A 16,792-nucleotide genomic window follows, 5' to 3' on the forward strand; every position below is an offset into this window, starting at 1 on the left:
TTAGGCCCTGGAATAGAAAGAAATCGCCTCTGCCAACGTGTTTAGCCCGTAGAGAGAGCGTCGGCAGTGTTGGACTACTGAGTCGCGCTGCCCTCTTCCACCGCAGGCTAAAGAAACTGAGCGAAATAAAGTCAGGCAGCACCAGGACGCTTAGAGCGGGTAGTTTTTGTTGACTTTGCCAAGACATCCCCTGGTCGTCGCAACGTCAAAAAAGGATTGATTGCCTGAATGTGGGCCTGGGGATAGGCCTGACGGACTTGCTCAACAGTTTGTTGCCAGATGGGATGCTCATCAGTCCAAATAGGATGGCGCACAATCCGCACTTCCCGCCCCCGGTTTCCCGTCCACACCGGCAGGAGAAAATCCTGAGACACTTGCTGGAAGCCTAGGTTTTCCAGCAGTGGCGGCAGTACCTGCTCCACCAAGCGCCGCCAGGGATTTTCCTGCTCTTCCCCCCAAGGGCTCTGCAAATCGACCGGTGCCCTAGCATCTCGCAGAAGGCGCGCCATATCCAAGGCTAGTCGCCAATCCAAGAGCCCGTGGTAGGCTAGGTTGGAGTAATCGCGCAAGCAGTTGTTGCAGGACGTGTCGCAGGTCTGCTGGTGCTGCAGCCAACGGAAGGCCAAACTGTTGGGTTGAGACAAGTCCTCTTGTTCCAGCAGCTTCGAGAAGACCTCCGGCTGAGCGAGGTAGAGGCAATACCCCGCGCCATTCTCCAGCTTGTCGAACAGAAAAGCCTGACCCACCACTCGGCCAGCCTCTTCCTTTGTCTGAAAGCTGGCTTGCAACTCGTCAGGATCGACATCCAAAAAGGTGCAGGCAGCCGCTCGCAACCAGAAGGCGAAGGAATACAAAGCTGCTCGCCCTTCCACAGTTGTTGAGTCAGCAAACACGCCAGGCGGCCAAGTTTGAAGGCTGACCAGCAGCACGTCAGTGCGTCGCTTAGACAGTAGGGCAATCCGATAGGTAGGGCCTATTCCTTCGAAACGTTTCCCCTGAACTTCAGGACAAACATAAGCTCCTGGCCACTTCTTATCCGCTTGTAACAGGAACCCCCCCTCGCCGCCGCGATCATTGACGATTAAAACGTCATCGCTGCCTCCCCGCAGGTGAGCGTTGCCGGTCGTTGCGGTCGTCGCTTCCGCCTTAAGTCCGTCCGCGCCCAAGGTTGGCCGACTGACGCGGGGTTGCCACTCAAATTGACCATCAAAATCCCGCGGCTGCAAGTTGGTGAAAAAGCCCCTGGGTTCCCGCGCATCAATGCAGCGGAGGGTGGTTTGCTGGCATACCGGACAGGCTTGCTTTGCCGGCTTGTGGGTAGCTGGGGGAGGAGAGCAAAGCGGCTGCTGTGGCTGGTAGTCCTCTATCATGGCTTGACAGTTGCAGCACAGACCTAGCCAGCGATTGGGTTTGTCGAGGGGCGGCACCAAGCCGGGACGCGATTGTACGCCTCTTGGGTGAGGCACCAACTCCACCAATCCGCAGGCGGTGTGTACTGCCCGATCTTTGACGATTTCCAAGCCAGGGGCAAACTGTGCAATCGCCGTATCCAAGTCGCGATCAATGGTGCCTTCGCTGGCAGACCAGCGAGTGTAAAGTAACCTCACCCGTGTGGGAAAGCCAAACATGGGCAAAATGCCGGCATTGGCCAGACGTTCGCTAAGTTGATCTTGGCTGTAGGCTTCAGACTCAGCAATCTCGCGAATTTTATTGACCAACTCCTCGCGGATGTAGCGATACAGCTCTTCCTGCTGTTCGGCTGAAATGTAAGTCTGCTGGCAAAGTTGGGCAATCACAGCTCGAATGTCTTGGGGATGGTTGTCAATCCAATCCCGAACCGACGGTTCCACTTGCCGCCAGTTTTTGGCCAAGCCAAATTCGCCGTGGACACTGGTTGCATCTTCGAGATCCGCTGCAACCGATAGATCTTGAAAAGCCTGCCGCAAGACTTCTTTGGCGACGACGCGCCGAGCAATGGTGAGGCTGCGCAGGTCAATGTAGGGCGGGGGTGGCGGATCGCCGGTAATGGCCTCAGGGCGCTGAAAGTAAAAATCGTCATGGCTGCGACCCCGGCAAAACGTAACTGCCAAGGAGACCCCGGCACCGCGCCGACCAGCCCGTCCCACCCGCTGCTGGTAGTTGAACCGTCGGGGCGGCATGTTTGCCATCATCACTGCCAGCAGGCCGCCGATGTCTACGCCAGCCTCCATAGTGGTAGTCACGCTTAACAAATCAATGCCCTGAGCCAGCGGTATTTCTCCCTCTAGGAACACTTCCTGGAACCAGCGCTGCCGTTTGAGGCGATCCTCCTTGTCGGTTTGCCCTGTCAATTCGGCAGCATTCATCCGAAACGGTTCGTTTTCAGGGTCGGAGAGGTAGGCGTAGTAATCCAAATCGCGCGGCAAGCTGCTCGGCTGCAGTCGGATGGCCTGCGGGTCAGAGCGTTTGCTGGTGTTGCGACCGCCACTGCACTCTGGGCACCATCCCCCCGCAGTGTGCAAGTAAAAGGCCCCGCATTGAGGACAGCGGTAGCCTTGAAGACCTTCGCGAGAGACGGGCACAAGGTAGAGGCGATCTGGATCCAAAACCAATCCGTTCTCGCTACGGGTACCGATTTTGTTCAACTCCCGCTCGATCTGGGATTTTAAGTCTGGCTTGCCCTGTTCCTCTAATTTTCTCAAGTATCGCTCCACGTACTGGGGTAATTCCCGCCTAGTACCCGGTCTGCAGAATTTGGAGTATCGATGCCGCTTGCGAATTCCCAATTGGCGGATAACCGCGCTGGCAACGTCTTGCAGTTCCGGAGGAACTTGAGCTGTAACATAGCCCTGTCCAAAAGACTCGATGTTTCTGACCGCATGGGCAAACAGCGTAAACATCATTTCATCAGCTAAATAGGCATCGAGTTCATCGAGGTGTCTGTTTTGCTCTGGTGTTCGGGCAGCAATTCGTGTTACTGGTTGACTTTGCCAGTTGTAGAGCTCAGTCCAGGGATGCCGATCCTTATTGACGGAATAGTAAAGGGCGCTAAAGGACATCCCGCCAGGGCACAGTCCCAAATGTAAGAGCAGGTCTGCCAGGGTGCGCCGCAAGGCAAGGAGAGGAACTTTCTCGCCGTAAGACTTGAGCATCTCGAGCCACAGTTCACGAACTTGCTCGTTGGCAGGTCGCCGGTTTTGAGTCCAAAGCAGAGCTTCTGTAGCAATGTCACCTTGCCGATTAAGAAAGCGATCCCGTGCTGCCCAATCCTCCGCCATCCCCTCAACGTCTTGTAGCAACCGGGGATATTCTCGCAACCGTTGCTGTCGTTCCTCTGGACTGGGCAACTCACAGCGCAGAAAGGCCCGCAGGTCTTGCCTATACTCCTCTGCTGATCGCACTAGCAGCAAGCGCACCATATCGCGATAGTGATCCATTTCCATACCGGCGGCTAACTTGGCTGCGTCCTGGCGGCTATCGGAAAAAACCACCAGCTTGCGGGATTGCGGTGTTGGCATTTCCCGCAACAAAGCTCCGGCAATCACCTGACAGGCTTTTTGGAATCCAGTGCGGTGCACGCGCAAAGGAGTGGGATAGGCCTCACGGAGAGCGCGATCGGTATCGCAGCGAGGGCAGCGGCTCGGCAAGGCGGGCTGATTCCCATCCCCCTCTTTCACTTGGTACACCCAGCCGGGAACCTCGCCTTCTCTAGGGGGGCTTTTATCTTGTCGGAGTTCACCAGTAGCGGGGTTGAGCTTGGCTTCAACCCACCCCCGCTTCGCCTTGCCAGCAGTCCACTCCAAATATTGCGGCTGGGTCGCCCAAGGTTCCGGGTCGTGGGGCAGGGGCCAAAAAACGCGATAATTCCCAGACCTCTGCGTAAGGTTCACCAAATCAGGAATGCCTTCCAAGTCAGGTTGATCGGGAGTGAGGATAAGGGACTCGCCGGATTGGTATGCATAGCCCCCCAGGAATACCTCCCCGCAAACTTCGCAGACGATCAAGTCCAGGACACGCGCCCCGCAGTCGCAACTGAGACGGTGTTGGCTGTGCAAAGCGCCAATGGGTGAAGGCGGCTGGTTGTTCTCCGGAGAGCGTTGCGCAACGCTGCAGTGAGGGTTGCTGCACGCCCAGAGACCTTGCAGGTTGTGAAAGAAAAGGTGACCGCGCACGGGCTGGGGCGATCGCCCGTCTTCTCGCTGAGCTACCGCCGTCGCCATCAACAATCCTCGCAAGGCCTCGGAGACCAGACCGCCTTGGGGCACGGCCGCCCCCGGGAACAGTTGCTGGTCAACTTTTTGGATGGGGGTGGCGCGCACGCTGCCACTAGCTTGCCGACAGGCCTCCCGCAAGGCATCGCCAACCTTGAGTTCTTCGAGGCACTCCCCCAAAGCCTGCTCCAGTGGTTTTGAGCTGGGATCGCCCCCCAGCTCTTGCACCAGCTTGGTCAGAGCTTCTTCGGGGATAGGGAGAGGTCGCAGGGGCTGGAGGGGATCCGCCTGCACATCTCTGGCAAATTGAGCAAAAGCAACTTGATACTGACGCACTCGCGCTGGGGCTTCGGGATCCGGAGCAACTTGTTCTCCAGCGATCACCGCAAAGTTATCGCGCCCAAAAAACTCCCGGAGAAACCGGCGGCCCGCCTCGCCCTCTTCCAAGCTGGCGCTGGTCGCCAAAATTTGTAGCTGTTCTGAGTTGACTGTTAGCCCCAAGCGGTACAGCAGCAAGCGCAGCAAATAAGCTACTTCTGACCCTGGTGTCCCGCGATAGGTGTGCAACTCATCCACAATCAGCAAGAATTTATTACCTCGATCCGCTTGCAACCACGCTTTCGTTTGCTCGAACATCCCAGCCTCAATTTGCCGCATCAGCATAATGTTGAGCATGGAATAGTTGGTAATCAGGATATCTGGGGGATGTTCTTGCATGTCCCAGCGTGAGCGCATTTCTCCCCCATCTAAGCGAGGGAAATAAAATACTAAATCCGAATCTTTATCCGAATTCTTGTTCCGAACAGCAACTCTTCCCTGCTGCTCCTGAAGATCTCTCAATAGCTTGGCCAATTCTTTGACCTTTTCAGGGGTCTGACGACCGGGGAGGGGTGTCTGTCCCGTATAGCGACCGAAGGTGATGCGATTGCCGCCGCGCTCGCGATCGAGCCAGGCATGGGTTTCCGGACTGTCCAACACCTTGCGCAACCGTCGCAATTGATCCTCCACCAGAGCATTCAAAGGATAGAGAATCAAGGCCCGTATCGCCGCCGGTCGTTGTTGCCCTTGGCGCTGTGGTACCCACTTTGGATTGTCTTCCTGCTGCCACCAGAACGTATCGCCACTCTGAGGGGACATGGGATCCCAGGTACGGGATTCCCGGGCAAGGTGGGCTAGGATTGGCAACAAGAAACACTCGGTTTTGCCAGAACCAGTTCCCGTTGTTACTACAATATCCTTCTGGTTAACGATGGCTGCCTTCAAACTTTGCCATTGGTGCTCATACAGCGGAAAGTTTGGAAATAAAGACTGGCCTAGATGTACCAAATCTTCATAACCAGCGGGTAAAGCTTTCGCTGCTTCCTCAAGGGTTTTGCCAGAAGAAGGGTAGAGTGGTGTAGGCTCCAATAGGGGAGGAGTACTAAGCAGAGCATTCTCAGGTCTGTACTGCAAGTGGCGATCCCGCTCGGCGCTAAGAGCAGGGTAACGTAAGGGAAAAGCACTTCTAATGTAAAGCTGGTAGATTCGATCTAACCGCTGATAGATACCGACGAGGTCGTACATGGTTTTTCCTTTGCCTTTGGCAAAAACTGTAACTATTTCTCCAGATCAAAAAACGGCAGCTGTTCACCAATGACTTGCCACACAGTTGGTGCAATGTTCTGATAAATCAGTTCTTCTGTTGTGCGATTGTAGCGAGGCAGACAACCCGATTGCATGACCAAGTAGCGTTCGTAGGCTAGCGGCCAGCGCTGGCTGATAGGGATCGATAGTTCTTGGGCATTGGGGTCGTAACTAACTGATAGGTTTTTGGGAGCAAGATGAGTCAAAGCCAAAAAACGTAAACTGTACCATTCGGCGCTGTACCAAGCGTTGTGCTGGCGGTCGTAGAATAGGGCATGCTGCTGTTGGGATCCCTCCTCGTACAGCTCGTAGAAACCCGTTTCCTCGGCGTCTGGCACATCTACGAAGCTGCTCCCATCGTAGCGCTTTAGTCGATAGCGGTGAAGTGGCACCCAATCGACGACCTTTAGCGTAGCTACCCAATCAGCCCAAGGAGGAGGGGCCTCGACCGGACGAATGGCTAGGGCAGGGTATTTGGTCCGTAACTCGGCAATTGCATTGGCAGCATCAGCTTGCAGCTCAAGCTGCCAACAGGGTGGAGCATCCCTTCGAGGTTGAGGGATCTTCACAAGGCGACCAAACTGCTGCAAAGACTCTTGCAGGCTGGCGTTTCGCTGACCGTACAGCACGTAGCAATTTTTGCTCACTGGCTGCAGGGAAGGTGGCTGCATTTGCCAGTGTTGACCATCCTGAGCTGCCAGAAGATGCCCTAACAACTGCAGCCGACGCCACAACCGACGCGGTTGGACTAGATCTAGGTGACTGCATACGGCTTGAAAGGTTTCCCAAGAACCAGAACCGGCTGCCGATAACCACCAAAGCAGCTGTTCGCACGGCTGGGAGCGATCGCTTCCTGCCGCCTCTGCTATAGGTGTTTCCAAACCAAGTGGGTTGACTTTAGGTGGCCGCTTGACTTGGAAATACTCAATGGGTTGGGTATCCCGTTCCAACTCATAGGCGATACCCACCATGTGTCGAATATCTTCCCAGCAAAATCCTTCTCTTCGAATCCTAACTATACTGATACCTCTCACTGTTTTAATCAGTTGCTCAAGGGTGTTTTGTGTGGATGACCAATCAGAGCGCGCATTTGTCTTAATACCCAAGTAGAAGTAATACTCTCCCCTACTTCTTTCCTTAATGCCCTTCTCAATACGAACATGAGACACAACATCGGCCAAGTTTTCTTGAGTAACCCGCTTTTGTAAGTAATTCAGCAACTTTTGGGGTTTGTATCTGGAGGTATGGGTGCGAAAGCCCCAGTAAGTTTGCTCTGACCGAGAAGATTTTTTCGACATAGAGTTATGCCTCTACTCTAGGGAAGCTAATGACAAATCACCCCAACTCAGGATCTTCAAAAAGCGTTCCTGGTGGGCAGTTCCGCCCCGTACTTGGATTTGGTAAGTACCGGGAGGTAAGTCTGCGGGCAAATCCCAAGGCTGGTTGGTAGAGCGATGGTCTTCTGGAAGATATATGCTCCCGGTACGCACTTCAGTTAGAGTCACGGCTACCGTAGGCTGAAACCCGTACACAGTCACCTTTGGCAAGTGACCCTCGAGCCAACCTTGTCCTTGCGGTACCCGTAGCCCTCCACCCAAGGCAATGTGCAGACGATCGCGTGGTTGTAAGGCCTCTTTCAGCTCAGGATGTTGTAAAAACAAACCGTCCCATACCGGCGCCAGCACCTGACATTCTTGGATTTCCCACCAGCCAGAGGTTACTTCAAAGGCAAGCTGGCGATCGCCCTCCCACTGCAGCAGCTTTTCTTCTCGTAGCTGCTGCAAGTCCAACCAGAGTGCTTCCCGAAACAGCACTGTGAAATGACTGCCCAATTTAGGTGCTCCCCAACTAGCCAGCGCACTAGACTCGGGGTTCTCAGGATCGGGCACCAAGACCCAAAAGTCTCGAGCTGGCAGCTGGAGTTCCCGCAAGTGGGCATGATCTCGAATCGGCCATGACTTCCCCGTTGTTAGATCGGCAGCAGAAAGCGGTGCGCCAACAGGGAAAAACCAACCAGAGCGCTCACAACGCAAGCTACCTAGGTTTTCTACGGTCACCTCGGCAACTGGCCAACGACGCGGAACTTTGGGGTAAGGGTAGTACTCTGGATTCCCCCACCGATCTTCGGTGCGATACAGCCCTGCAATCAGGCACGTGGGGGGACGTCGGCTAAATTGTTCAGGTTTCGGGCATTGTGCGTCTAACCACTCCTGATGGACGGCTAGGATTTCGGCGCCCAGTACCTCGTGTCGCTGGCGATCGTCCAGCAGCTCTTCCAGATGGCGGTTCAGGTTTTTTTCGCTCGCCAAGTCCACCAGTAACTTAGTTTCGCTGCGGGCGGTAGTCCAGTTTTTCTCGTAAAACAGGCAACAGAGCTTTTGGATGTCCGCTTTCCGCAGCAGGGTTTGGGAAATGGGGTAATTCAAATACCGGCGCGGGCCTTCCCCTGGCTCGGCGGTGGCAATCCATCCCTTTACCTCTAGCCATTGGTTCCACTCCTGCCATAGGCCTTCTTCATCTCCAGCTTTCATCCCAGTGGGACGAGTGTCGCCGCCTACCCCCAATCGTTGACAAAAATGGGTAAAGAAGTCCCTCTCATCCAGCTCCTCATCCCTCACCATGTCGTTGGCGGCGAGCACCATCAGCGCCAAGAAGGCAACTCCTGCTGGTTCGGGCAAGCTTTGGTTTTGCAGAGTTGATAGCTGGACTCGCTGGCCATCTACCACCTGGGCGCGCACGGCTTGGCAAAAGTCCTCAACTGGGCCTAAGCCTAGACTTGCTAAAACTTCTTCATCTACGCTGAGGTAAACTGGCGTACCGTGAGGAACTCCCAGCGTTGCCCATTGAACAATTGCTTGGTTCCAGCGGGCATAGTTGTTGTGCAGCGCCACAGTAACCTCGCCCTGGGTTCCTTCCTCAAGCCTAGGCAGGCGTTGAATGCCCAGTTTCCTATTTTTTGAATCCCTTTATGTTTGTTTTAGGTCAAATTGGCAGCAAAACAGAGTCGGCGCTGTAGAGGCTAGCTGCCTCGGAGAGGAAATGGTCGGGCGAGACCGTCGGGAAGCTTACCCCAGATCAAGAGGAGAGGTTTGCCAGTGAGAGCAAGCGCTCCGCAACCTCTGCAGCCACAGGTATCACCGACAGGCGTGTGCCCCGCCGCACCACCTCCAGCTCCTCCGGGGTGAAGGTGGCCCGCAATTTGGCCAAAGGGATCACTCTTTCAAAAGCAGCCAAAAATTGCACCCGCACCGTGTACCACCGGGGATCTGCTGGAGTGGACTTGGGATCGTAGTAGGGGCTGGTCGGATCAAACTGGCTGGGATCCACCACGTGGGTTTCCAGGATCTCCATCAAACCGGCAATTCCGGGTGGCTCGGCATTGGAATGGTAGAAAAAGGCGCGATCCCCAGGCTGCATTGCCTTCAGATAGTTGCGGGCTTGGTAGTTGCGCACGCCATCCCAGAGGGTTTGGCCTTCCCGCTGCAGATCCCAGATGCTGTAAACGCTGGGCTCAGATTTCATCAGCCAGTAGTTCATGGGGCACTAAGCTCTGGGAGCAGATAAAAGGGAGCAACGGGCAGCAAACTCGACAAAGTTTTGCAACATCTGCAAGCCAACAGGGCCCGACTTTTCGGGGTGAAATTGGGTAGCAAACAAGGTGCCGCGGGCAATAGCGGCTACACAGGTTTGGCTGCCGTGTTGGGTGGTAGCAGCCACCCAGCTTGGGTCATTGGGCACTGCGTGGTAGGAGTGGACAAAGTAAACCCAGCTTTGATTCGGGATCCCTGCCCAAAGAGGCGATTGGGGTTGGGTAAGGTGCAACTGGTTCCAGCCCATGTGGGGGATACGCAAGCCCGGCTCCGGTCGAAAGCGCTGCACCCGTCCAGGCACAATGCTCAGCCCTGGCTCTGTTCCCTCTTCGCTGCTTTCGAACAAAACTTGCAGCCCAAGGCAAATGCCTAAAAAAGGCTGTTGCCGCTCCACAGCTTCCCGGATCGCTTTCCCAAAGCCCCGCGCCCGCAGCTGCTGCATGGCTGGGTCAAAGGCCCCATCGCCGGGCAGGACAATGCCGTCAAAAGCCGCTAGTCCAGTTGGCTCTGTTACTAGCTGCACCTCAGCTCCGGCCCGCTCCAGCCCTTTGCAAGCCGAATGCAGATTTCCCGCCTCATAGTCGATCACCGCCAGGCGTACAGTCCCCATGGGATCCCTTCTCGTGAGGAGTTTCGGAGTCTATCAGTATAGTGGTTCTAACCCGTTTGAGCTGACTCATGGCTGTGGCAATTGCTTCGCACGATCCCACTCCGACCGGTACTGCTCCGCAACCCTGTCGCGACCAGGTTGATTGGCCTGAGGCGGCTTACCTGCACATCCCTTTTTGTCGGCAACGCTGCCACTACTGTGATTTTGCCACCGGCCTGGGCACCCGCAAGTTGATGGAAACCTACGTGCAAATGCTCTGCCGAGAGATCGGCGGCGCCTACCGCTACCGCCATCTGGCCGGGGATCCCAGACCGTTGACCAGCATTTTTTTCGGGGGTGGCACCCCTTCTCTGCTGACGGTGGAGCAACTGGGGCGGATCTTGACTCAATTGAGGGAGAGGATCCCGTTTCATCCCGACTGCGAGATTTCTCTGGAGGCCAACCCCGGCACCCTGACGCGGGAGCAGTTGGCGGGCTACCGGGAGCTGGGGGTCAACCGCATCAGCCTAGGGGTACAGGCATTTCAGCCAGAGCTGCTGGCCGCTTGTGGTCGCCTGCATGGAGTGGAGGAAGTTTACGAAGCCGTGGCCGACTTGCAGGCGGCGGGCTTTGAGAATTTCAACCTGGATTTGATCTTTGGGCTGCCCTACCAGACTTTGGAACACTGGCAGCAGTCTCTACGAGCTGTTCTTGAGATTAACCCCACCCATGTCTCCGTCTATGATCTGACGATTGAACCGGGAACCCGCTTTGGTCGGATGTACCGACCGGGAGCAGCACCTTTGCCCAGCGAGGAAACCACAGTTGCCATGTACCTAATGGCGCGGGAGCTGCTCACCGAAGCGGGCTACATCCACTACGAAATCTCCAATTTTGCCCGCCCCGGCTACGCCTGTCGCCACAACCGAGTGTACTGGAAAAATCGCCCTTACTTTGGCTTTGGCATGGGATCCGTCGGCTACGAGGGGGGACGGCGCATTCAGCAGCCCAAAACCCTTTACCACTACTTCGAGCAGGTGAAAGTCGGAGTCCACCCTCTCCCTCCTGAAGCATCCCCAGAGGAAGTTTGGATGGATACTTTGATGTTGGGGTTGCGTCTAAAGGAAGGTCTGGATTTGTGCCATTTACAGGAGCGTTTTGGCCGGGCAAAGGTCGAGCAAGCTTTGGAGAGGCTGGATCCCTATTTTGAGAAGGGATGGGCCAGTTGTGAGGCAGGCCGGCTACGGCTGATTCCGCCCGATGGCTGGCTATTTTCCAATGAGATTCTCAGAGACTTGCTGGCTTGATTCCGACGGTTACTTTCACAAGATTTCTCACCAGAGCCCCCTGTCCCAATTGGCCGAAAACTCAAGCTTTGAGGAGCGTAGGCCATCACCATTTCCAGCAGCCATTAAACCCAACATTTCACAGATCCTGAGATCTCTAATCTTGCAAGAGGGGTTGAGGGGAAAGATACGGAAGCCCAGAGGATCCCTATCGATAGTTGACAAATTGCAGCGCCACCGGGTAGTCCTGCTGCCTAAGCATTTGAATGACCGCCTGTAGCTCGTCTTTATCCTTGCCGGAAACGCGCACCAGATCCCCTTGAATGGCAGGCTGCACTTTCTTAAAGTTGTCGCGGATTTGCTTGGCGATCTGTTTGGCCAGTGTGGCATCAATGCCCTTTTTCAGGTGAACCACCTGGCGCACTCGGTTGCCGCCGGCGCTCTCTGGGGGTTGGAAGTCGAAGATCTTCAGGGATAGACCCCGCTTGGCTGCTTTGGTAAGAAGCAGATCCCGAATGGAGTTGAGGGCCATGTCGTTGGCGGTGGTGATGGTCAGGGATCCCTCCTCCAGCTCAATTTCCGTCTGAGTATCCTTGAGGTCGTAGCGCTGTTTGATCTCCCGTCGGGCTTGATCCACAGCGTTCACCAGTTCCTGCCGATCGAAATCACTGACGATATCAAATGAGTAGGTAGAGGCCATAAACCTTATCTTCGCTATCGTTCAGTATCTTAAGCCCTCAGCCAAGCAGGGATCCCTAACTCTCGGAGAAGCTACAACAGGTAGAAGGATCCCAGTCCAGATTTGCGGAGAAGCAGGATGGCCGATGTTGTTTTAATTACAGGCGCCTCTGAAGGCATCGGCAGAGCTACTGCCTTTACCTTTGCCCGTGGGGGTTACCGATTGGCGCTGGCTGCCCGCACTGCCGAAACCCTGAAGCAAACGGCCATCGACCTAGAGCAAAGCCTAAATGCCGAGGTCTTGGCCGTTCCCACCGATGTCACGCAGCCAGAACAGGTGCAAAACCTGGTGGAGAGAACTCTGGAACGCTATGGCCGCATCGATTGCCTGATCAACAACGCCGGCATCTGCATGAGTGGCCCTTTTTTGCAAACTACCCTGGAACACTGGCAGGCTTTGATGGCGGTCAACTTTTGGGGCTACCTCCACACCATCCGAGCCGTGCTCCCCGACATGTTGAAGCGCAAAAAAGGCCAGATCATCAACGTGGGATCCATTGGCGGCAAAATGCCCCTGCCCCAGATGAGCGCCTATTGTGCCAGCAAGTACGCGGTCAGTGGGCTGACAGAAGCGCTGCGTCTGGAACTGCAACCCCAAGGGATCCAGGTAATTGGCGTCCATCCGGGCATCGTCAGCAGCAATTTCCTCAAGCGAGCCATTTTTCTGGATGAGGTGGGGCCAGAGTCCTCTCCCGATGGCCACTCCCAAACCTCAGGTGGCAAAGCCCGCGAGCAAATGCAACAGGCGCTGGAGAGTTTCTGGGCCAGCCAGCCGGAAGAAGTTGCCGAAGCCATTTGGGACGCCGCTCGCCAGTCCAAGTCAGAGGTGGTGGTGGGCATGGCCCAATGGGCGGTAGGAGCTTACACCCTCTTCCCCGGATGGGTCGGCTCACTGCTCCAGAATGTTCCTCGCTAGGTCAGGTTCTTGGGTGCTGGATAATAAGCGGTTTTGCAGACCCAGCAACAGCAGGAAGAGGGCTAAACTTGGGTATAGTTTGAGGTACCGTTAAACACTGGTATTGGCAGCGGAAGTATGGTTGAATCTGTGCCTTCTCCTTCCGGTACCCACCAGCACATCTTGATCGTGGAAGACCGAGATGGCCGCCGTACCCAGGTGCTGGGATCCGCCAAATACTTCATCGGTCGGGACTTGGCGAACGACATCTGTCTCAACTCTCAGTATGCCTCCCGCTACCACGCCATGCTGCTGCGGATTCCCGCCGAGCGAGAGGGAGAATATTGCTACCGCATTTTGGATGGGGATTTGGAGGGTCGGCCCAGCACCAATGGCTTGTTGATCAACGGCCAGAAATTGACCACCCACCAGCTCAAGTCGGGGGATGTGATCACCTTTGGCCCCGATGCCAAAGCCACCTACAAAATTGTTAAGGCTCCCTAGGCCCAGATCTCTGCAGAGCGTGCAATCGCCCCCCAATCAACAGCAGCAAAGCCAGCACCAAGGCCATCTCCGACAGCAAGGTCGCTAGGGCCGCCCCCTGCCAACCCCACCTTGGGATCCAAACCGCATTCAAAAGCCCATTCAGCCCCAGAGCCATCAGTTGCAGACGGCTGCGGGGCTTTTGCAACCCTGCCCCGGTGAGCAGGTGAGACAGCAAAAGGTGGATCCCCTCTAGCAAAATGACCGGGCTGAGCCAACGCAGGATGAGGGCCGTTTCCCGGTAAGCCGATCCCAGCACCCAGGGGATCCCGTAGGATCCCAGCGCCAGCCCCAGGGCGGCCAAACTGCCGTAGCCCACCACCCAAGGGGAAAGGTGACAGGCGTAGCGCCAGCCTTGTGGGAGTCCTTTTTGGCCTTGGCGGCACAGCTCGGCAAAATGGCTGGTGAGCAGAGCAATCATCGGCGTTTGCGAGAAGTTGATCACCCGATAGGCAGCGCTGTAAAGACCCCCCGCTGCTGCTGAGGCCAAACGGGGCAAGAGCAGCTTATCCAAATCGGTGAAGGTTTTCACCGCGGCCAGCCCCACCGCAAAGTCCCAGCCCGCTGTCAGCCGTTCCCGCAGATCTCTCCAGCTCAGGGCCAAGGGGAGAGAAGGCTCGCTCCACCGTCCCATCCCCCTCGCGATCAGCAGCAGCACGACCAACACCATCAGGCCGTACAGAACAGCCCATTGCACCAGGGATCCCCAGCCCAAGGCCACCGCCAACAACACTGCCCCCAATCGCCCCAGCGCCATGCCCGTGTCGATGAGGGCTACCCCAGCAGCCTGCTCTCTCCCGATCAGGATCCCCCTGTACACCTCTGGCACCGCGATGAACAGCAGATCGCTCAAAAGCAATACCCCCACCACCGCTGCCGGCGTCCCGGCCAGCCAAACGCTCAAGAGGGGCCACAACACCAGCGCCATCCCCCCACAGCCCAATCCCGCCAACCATAAGCTGGGGCCAATCCCCTGGGTGCAAGTCGGGGATCCCTGCCGGCTGAGGCGCTGGATCAGCAGTTCCGATTGGCCCAAATAGCCAAACGGGGCGGCCAGGTTGCTGCAGGCCAAGATGGCGGAGAAAACCCCGAAGGCTTCCGGCCCCAACAGCCGCGCCAACAGGATGAAATAGGCCCCAGACAACCCCAGGCGCAGGCCATTGCCCACCATCAGCCAGGCAGCCTGGCGTAGCCGCTGTTGTTCTGCTCTATCCACGCTGCCACTCCTGGACGAGGCTTGCCAGAGCCAGGGATACTGGATGGATGCTGAGAGGGCCCGCCCAAGAGCGGGCATCTCCTCTTGATTTTGGGTGTATCGGTTGCAATTCTTCTGGCAAGTTCATGGCCAAACTCTACCCCGTCAGCAACGCCGCGCGAAGCCCCCACACCTTGGCAGGACGGGATCCGCAAGCCCTGTTCTCCCCCCATTCCAGACCGCCTGCCCCCCGCCGGGTGCTTCCCCCACCCCCGCCGGACGGCGGTAGTCCTCGTTGGCTGGGATCCCTGCCGACCAAAACGGTGGGGCAAGGCTATCGGGCCGTTGTCTTGCTCTTGCTGGCCAGCCTGCTGCTGTTCGGAGGGCTAGGATCCCGTCTGGCCTACCTGCAGTTGGCGCGCACCCAGTATTACCGCCAGTTGGCCGATACCAACCGCATTCGCCTGCTGCCCCAGCCGCCAGAACGCGGGCGCATTGTGGATCGCAACGGTGTATTGCTGGCGGGCAGCCGATTGTCCCACTCGGTCTTCCTCTGGCCTCTGGTGCAGTCTCGGCAGCGCTGGCAGGAGATGATCCCCAAGTTGGCAGACTACTTGAACATCGCCCCTGAGGAGATCGCCCAAAAGCTAGAACAGGCTGGATATCGTTCCCCTTTTCCCGTGCGCATCCTGCGCAACGCCAGCCCCCAGGTGGTCATTCAACTGGAGGAGATGAGCCGCGAGCTGCCGGGAGTGATGGTGGAGGCGGAGACGGTGCGGTTTTATCCCCACGGCGACTTGGCTGCTCACCTGCTGGGCTACACCGGCGAGATCTCGCAGGAACAACTGCGGGCGGATCCCAGCTATCGCCTGGGGGATATCGTTGGCCTAATGGGAGTGGAGGAATTGTTCGAGAACCATCTGCGCGGCCAATGGGGCGGGCGACAGGTGGAGGTGGACGCCATGGGAGAGGTGCTGCGGGTGCTGGGGGAACAAGCGCCCCAACCGGGCAACACCCTGCAGCTCACTTTGGATGTGCGGCTGCAGCAGGCGGCAGAGCGAGCCCTCGGCCAGCAAAAAGGAGCGGTGATCGCCATGGATCCCAGCGATGGGTCGATCCTGGCCATGGCCAGCTATCCCACCTTTGATCCCAACCTCTTTTCCAGCCGCATCACCCAAGCCCAGTGGGAGAGCCTGCAGCAGCAGGATTTTCCCTTCCTCAACCGCGGCCTGCGGCCCTATCCCCCCGCCAGCACCTACAAAATCATCACCACCGCTGCCGGGATTGAGTCGGGAGCCTTTCCCCCGAATACGGTGCTGCAGACCGGCCCCTACATCCAGGTGGGAGGGTGGCGCTTTTGGGACTGGAACCGGGCCGGCTTCGGGCGGCTGAACTACCGGCAGGCGATGGCCTACAGCAGCGACACCTTTTTCTACCAAATCGCCCTCGGCACCAAGGCTGCCCCTTTGCAAGAATGGTCGCGCCGCTTTGGGTTGGGACAACTGACCGGGATTGGCCTCAAAGGGGAAGCCGCGGGTCTGGTGCCGGATGCTGAGTGGAAGCAGCGCCACTGGCGCGAGCCCTGGTATGTGGGCGACACGGTCAACATGTCCATCGGCCAGGGATTTATTACCGCTACGCCGCTGCAAATGGCGGTGGTAACGGCGGCAGTGGCCAATGGGGGCTGGCGGGTGCGCCCCTTGCTCTCGCACCAGGTGATCCCGGAAAGCCCTGTGCCGCTGCGCCAAAAGGTAGGTCTTTCCCCTGCCACCCTGGAGATCCTGCAGCAGGGGCTGCGAGATGTCGTGGTTTACGGCACTGGCGGCAACGCCAACCTGGGGCCAGGATTTCCCCCAACGGCTGGTAAAACCGGCACCGCAGAGGATCCGCCGCGGCGATCCCACGCTTGGTATGTTGGCTATGCTCCCTACGACCGGCCCGAATTGGTGGTCGTGGTCTTTCTGGAAAACAGCGGCGGTGGGGGTGGATCACGGGCCGCTCCCATCTTTCGAGAGGTGATGCGGGCCTACTTCCGACCCGAGTCGTGAGCCCTAGCTTTCTGTCGGATCCGAGCCAACTGGGTATATGCAGTCTCTTGTCTCCCAGAAAATTGCGTTAAGATCCCCTAAAACCCCTTGCCCAG

The 16,792-nt window shown here is 57.1% G+C and carries 11 protein-coding genes; 4 read left to right on the forward strand and 7 right to left on the reverse strand.

The window, feature by feature from the left end:
* Nucleotides 1–131 precede the first annotated feature (131 nt).
* The 5 genes from ACVWXZ_RS00145 to hisH form a co-directional block, all read right to left on the reverse strand.
* On the reverse strand, nt 132–5,753 hold the full coding sequence (locus tag ACVWXZ_RS00145; RefSeq protein WP_414388537.1) for a DEAD/DEAH box helicase: 5,622 nt from the start codon (nt 5,751–5,753) through the stop codon (nt 132–134).
* A 32-nt stretch (nt 5,754–5,785) separates the two neighbouring features.
* Nucleotides 5,786–7,111, reverse strand: a complete 1,326-nt coding sequence (locus ACVWXZ_RS00150) for a hypothetical protein (RefSeq protein WP_011432521.1) — start codon at nt 7,109–7,111, stop codon at nt 5,786–5,788.
* A 12-nt stretch (nt 7,112–7,123) separates the two neighbouring features.
* The gene (locus tag ACVWXZ_RS00155) at nt 7,124–8,704 is read right to left on the reverse strand and encodes a hypothetical protein (RefSeq protein WP_011432522.1); all 1,581 of its coding nucleotides are present in this window, start codon (nt 8,702–8,704) and stop codon (nt 7,124–7,126) included.
* 184 nt (nt 8,705–8,888) lie between these two features.
* Complete coding sequence (locus ACVWXZ_RS00160; RefSeq protein WP_414388527.1) at nt 8,889–9,350, reverse strand: EVE domain-containing protein; 462 nt, start codon at nt 9,348–9,350, stop codon at nt 8,889–8,891.
* A gap of 6 nt (nt 9,351–9,356) precedes the next feature.
* The gene (hisH, locus tag ACVWXZ_RS00165) at nt 9,357–10,013 is read right to left on the reverse strand and encodes an imidazole glycerol phosphate synthase subunit HisH (RefSeq protein ID WP_414328912.1); all 657 of its coding nucleotides are present in this window, start codon (nt 10,011–10,013) and stop codon (nt 9,357–9,359) included.
* A gap of 68 nt (nt 10,014–10,081) precedes the next feature.
* On the opposite strand from hisH, the gene hemW reads away from it, so the two are divergent.
* Nucleotides 10,082–11,299, forward strand: coding sequence for a radical SAM family heme chaperone HemW (hemW, locus tag ACVWXZ_RS00170; protein WP_457402099.1), 1,218 nt, complete (start codon nt 10,082–10,084; stop codon nt 11,297–11,299).
* A 187-nt stretch (nt 11,300–11,486) separates the two neighbouring features.
* Here the strand turns inward: hemW and ACVWXZ_RS00175 are convergent, their stop codons facing one another.
* Nucleotides 11,487–11,978 carry a YajQ family cyclic di-GMP-binding protein gene (locus ACVWXZ_RS00175; RefSeq protein ID WP_011432526.1) on the reverse strand — a complete coding sequence of 164 codons (492 nt, stop codon included), beginning with the start codon at nt 11,976–11,978 and terminating at the stop codon, nt 11,487–11,489.
* 117 nt (nt 11,979–12,095) lie between these two features.
* Here ACVWXZ_RS00175 and ACVWXZ_RS00180 point away from each other — a divergent pair, with 117 nt between their 5' ends.
* The gene (locus ACVWXZ_RS00180) at nt 12,096–12,932 is read left to right on the forward strand and encodes an SDR family oxidoreductase (protein ID WP_414343420.1); all 837 of its coding nucleotides are present in this window, start codon (nt 12,096–12,098) and stop codon (nt 12,930–12,932) included.
* A 117-nt stretch (nt 12,933–13,049) separates the two neighbouring features.
* Nucleotides 13,050–13,415 (forward strand): FHA domain-containing protein, encoded by a 366-nt coding sequence (locus ACVWXZ_RS00185; RefSeq protein ID WP_011432528.1) that lies wholly within the window; start codon nt 13,050–13,052, stop codon nt 13,413–13,415.
* On the opposite strand, the gene ACVWXZ_RS00190 is transcribed toward ACVWXZ_RS00185, so the two are convergent.
* A complete protein-coding gene (locus ACVWXZ_RS00190) occupies nt 13,402–14,670 on the reverse strand; it encodes a lipopolysaccharide biosynthesis protein (protein ID WP_414352208.1) in 1,269 nt (422 codons plus the stop codon). The two genes, ACVWXZ_RS00185 and ACVWXZ_RS00190, sit on opposite strands and share 14 nt — an antisense overlap.
* Before the next feature lie 125 nt (nt 14,671–14,795).
* Here ACVWXZ_RS00190 and mrdA point away from each other — a divergent pair, with 125 nt between their 5' ends.
* The gene (gene mrdA / locus ACVWXZ_RS00195) at nt 14,796–16,697 is read left to right on the forward strand and encodes a penicillin-binding protein 2 (RefSeq protein ID WP_414373296.1); all 1,902 of its coding nucleotides are present in this window, start codon (nt 14,796–14,798) and stop codon (nt 16,695–16,697) included.
* Nucleotides 16,698–16,792 lie beyond the last annotated feature (95 nt).

Source organism: Thermostichus sp. MS-CIW-38 (assembly GCF_054058415.1).

Excerpts from the sequence above, each read along its gene's own strand:
- ACVWXZ_RS00145 (WP_414388537.1), bottom strand. The coding sequence starts at position 5,753 with ATGTACGACCTCGTCGGTATCTATCAGCGGTTAGATCGAATCTACCAG.
- ACVWXZ_RS00150 (WP_011432521.1), bottom strand. The coding sequence starts at position 7,111 with ATGTCGAAAAAATCTTCTCGGTCAGAGCAAACTTACTGGGGCTTTCGC.
- ACVWXZ_RS00160 (WP_414388527.1), bottom strand. The coding sequence starts at position 9,350 with ATGAACTACTGGCTGATGAAATCTGAGCCCAGCGTTTACAGCATCTGG.
- hisH (WP_414328912.1), bottom strand. The coding sequence starts at position 10,013 with ATGGGGACTGTACGCCTGGCGGTGATCGACTATGAGGCGGGAAATCTG.
- hemW (WP_457402099.1), top strand. The coding sequence starts at position 10,082 with ATGGCTGTGGCAATTGCTTCGCACGATCCCACTCCGACCGGTACTGCT.
- ACVWXZ_RS00175 (WP_011432526.1), bottom strand. The coding sequence starts at position 11,978 with ATGGCCTCTACCTACTCATTTGATATCGTCAGTGATTTCGATCGGCAG.
- ACVWXZ_RS00180 (WP_414343420.1), top strand. The coding sequence starts at position 12,096 with ATGGCCGATGTTGTTTTAATTACAGGCGCCTCTGAAGGCATCGGCAGA.
- ACVWXZ_RS00185 (WP_011432528.1), top strand. The coding sequence starts at position 13,050 with ATGGTTGAATCTGTGCCTTCTCCTTCCGGTACCCACCAGCACATCTTG.
- mrdA (WP_414373296.1), top strand. The coding sequence starts at position 14,796 with ATGGCCAAACTCTACCCCGTCAGCAACGCCGCGCGAAGCCCCCACACC.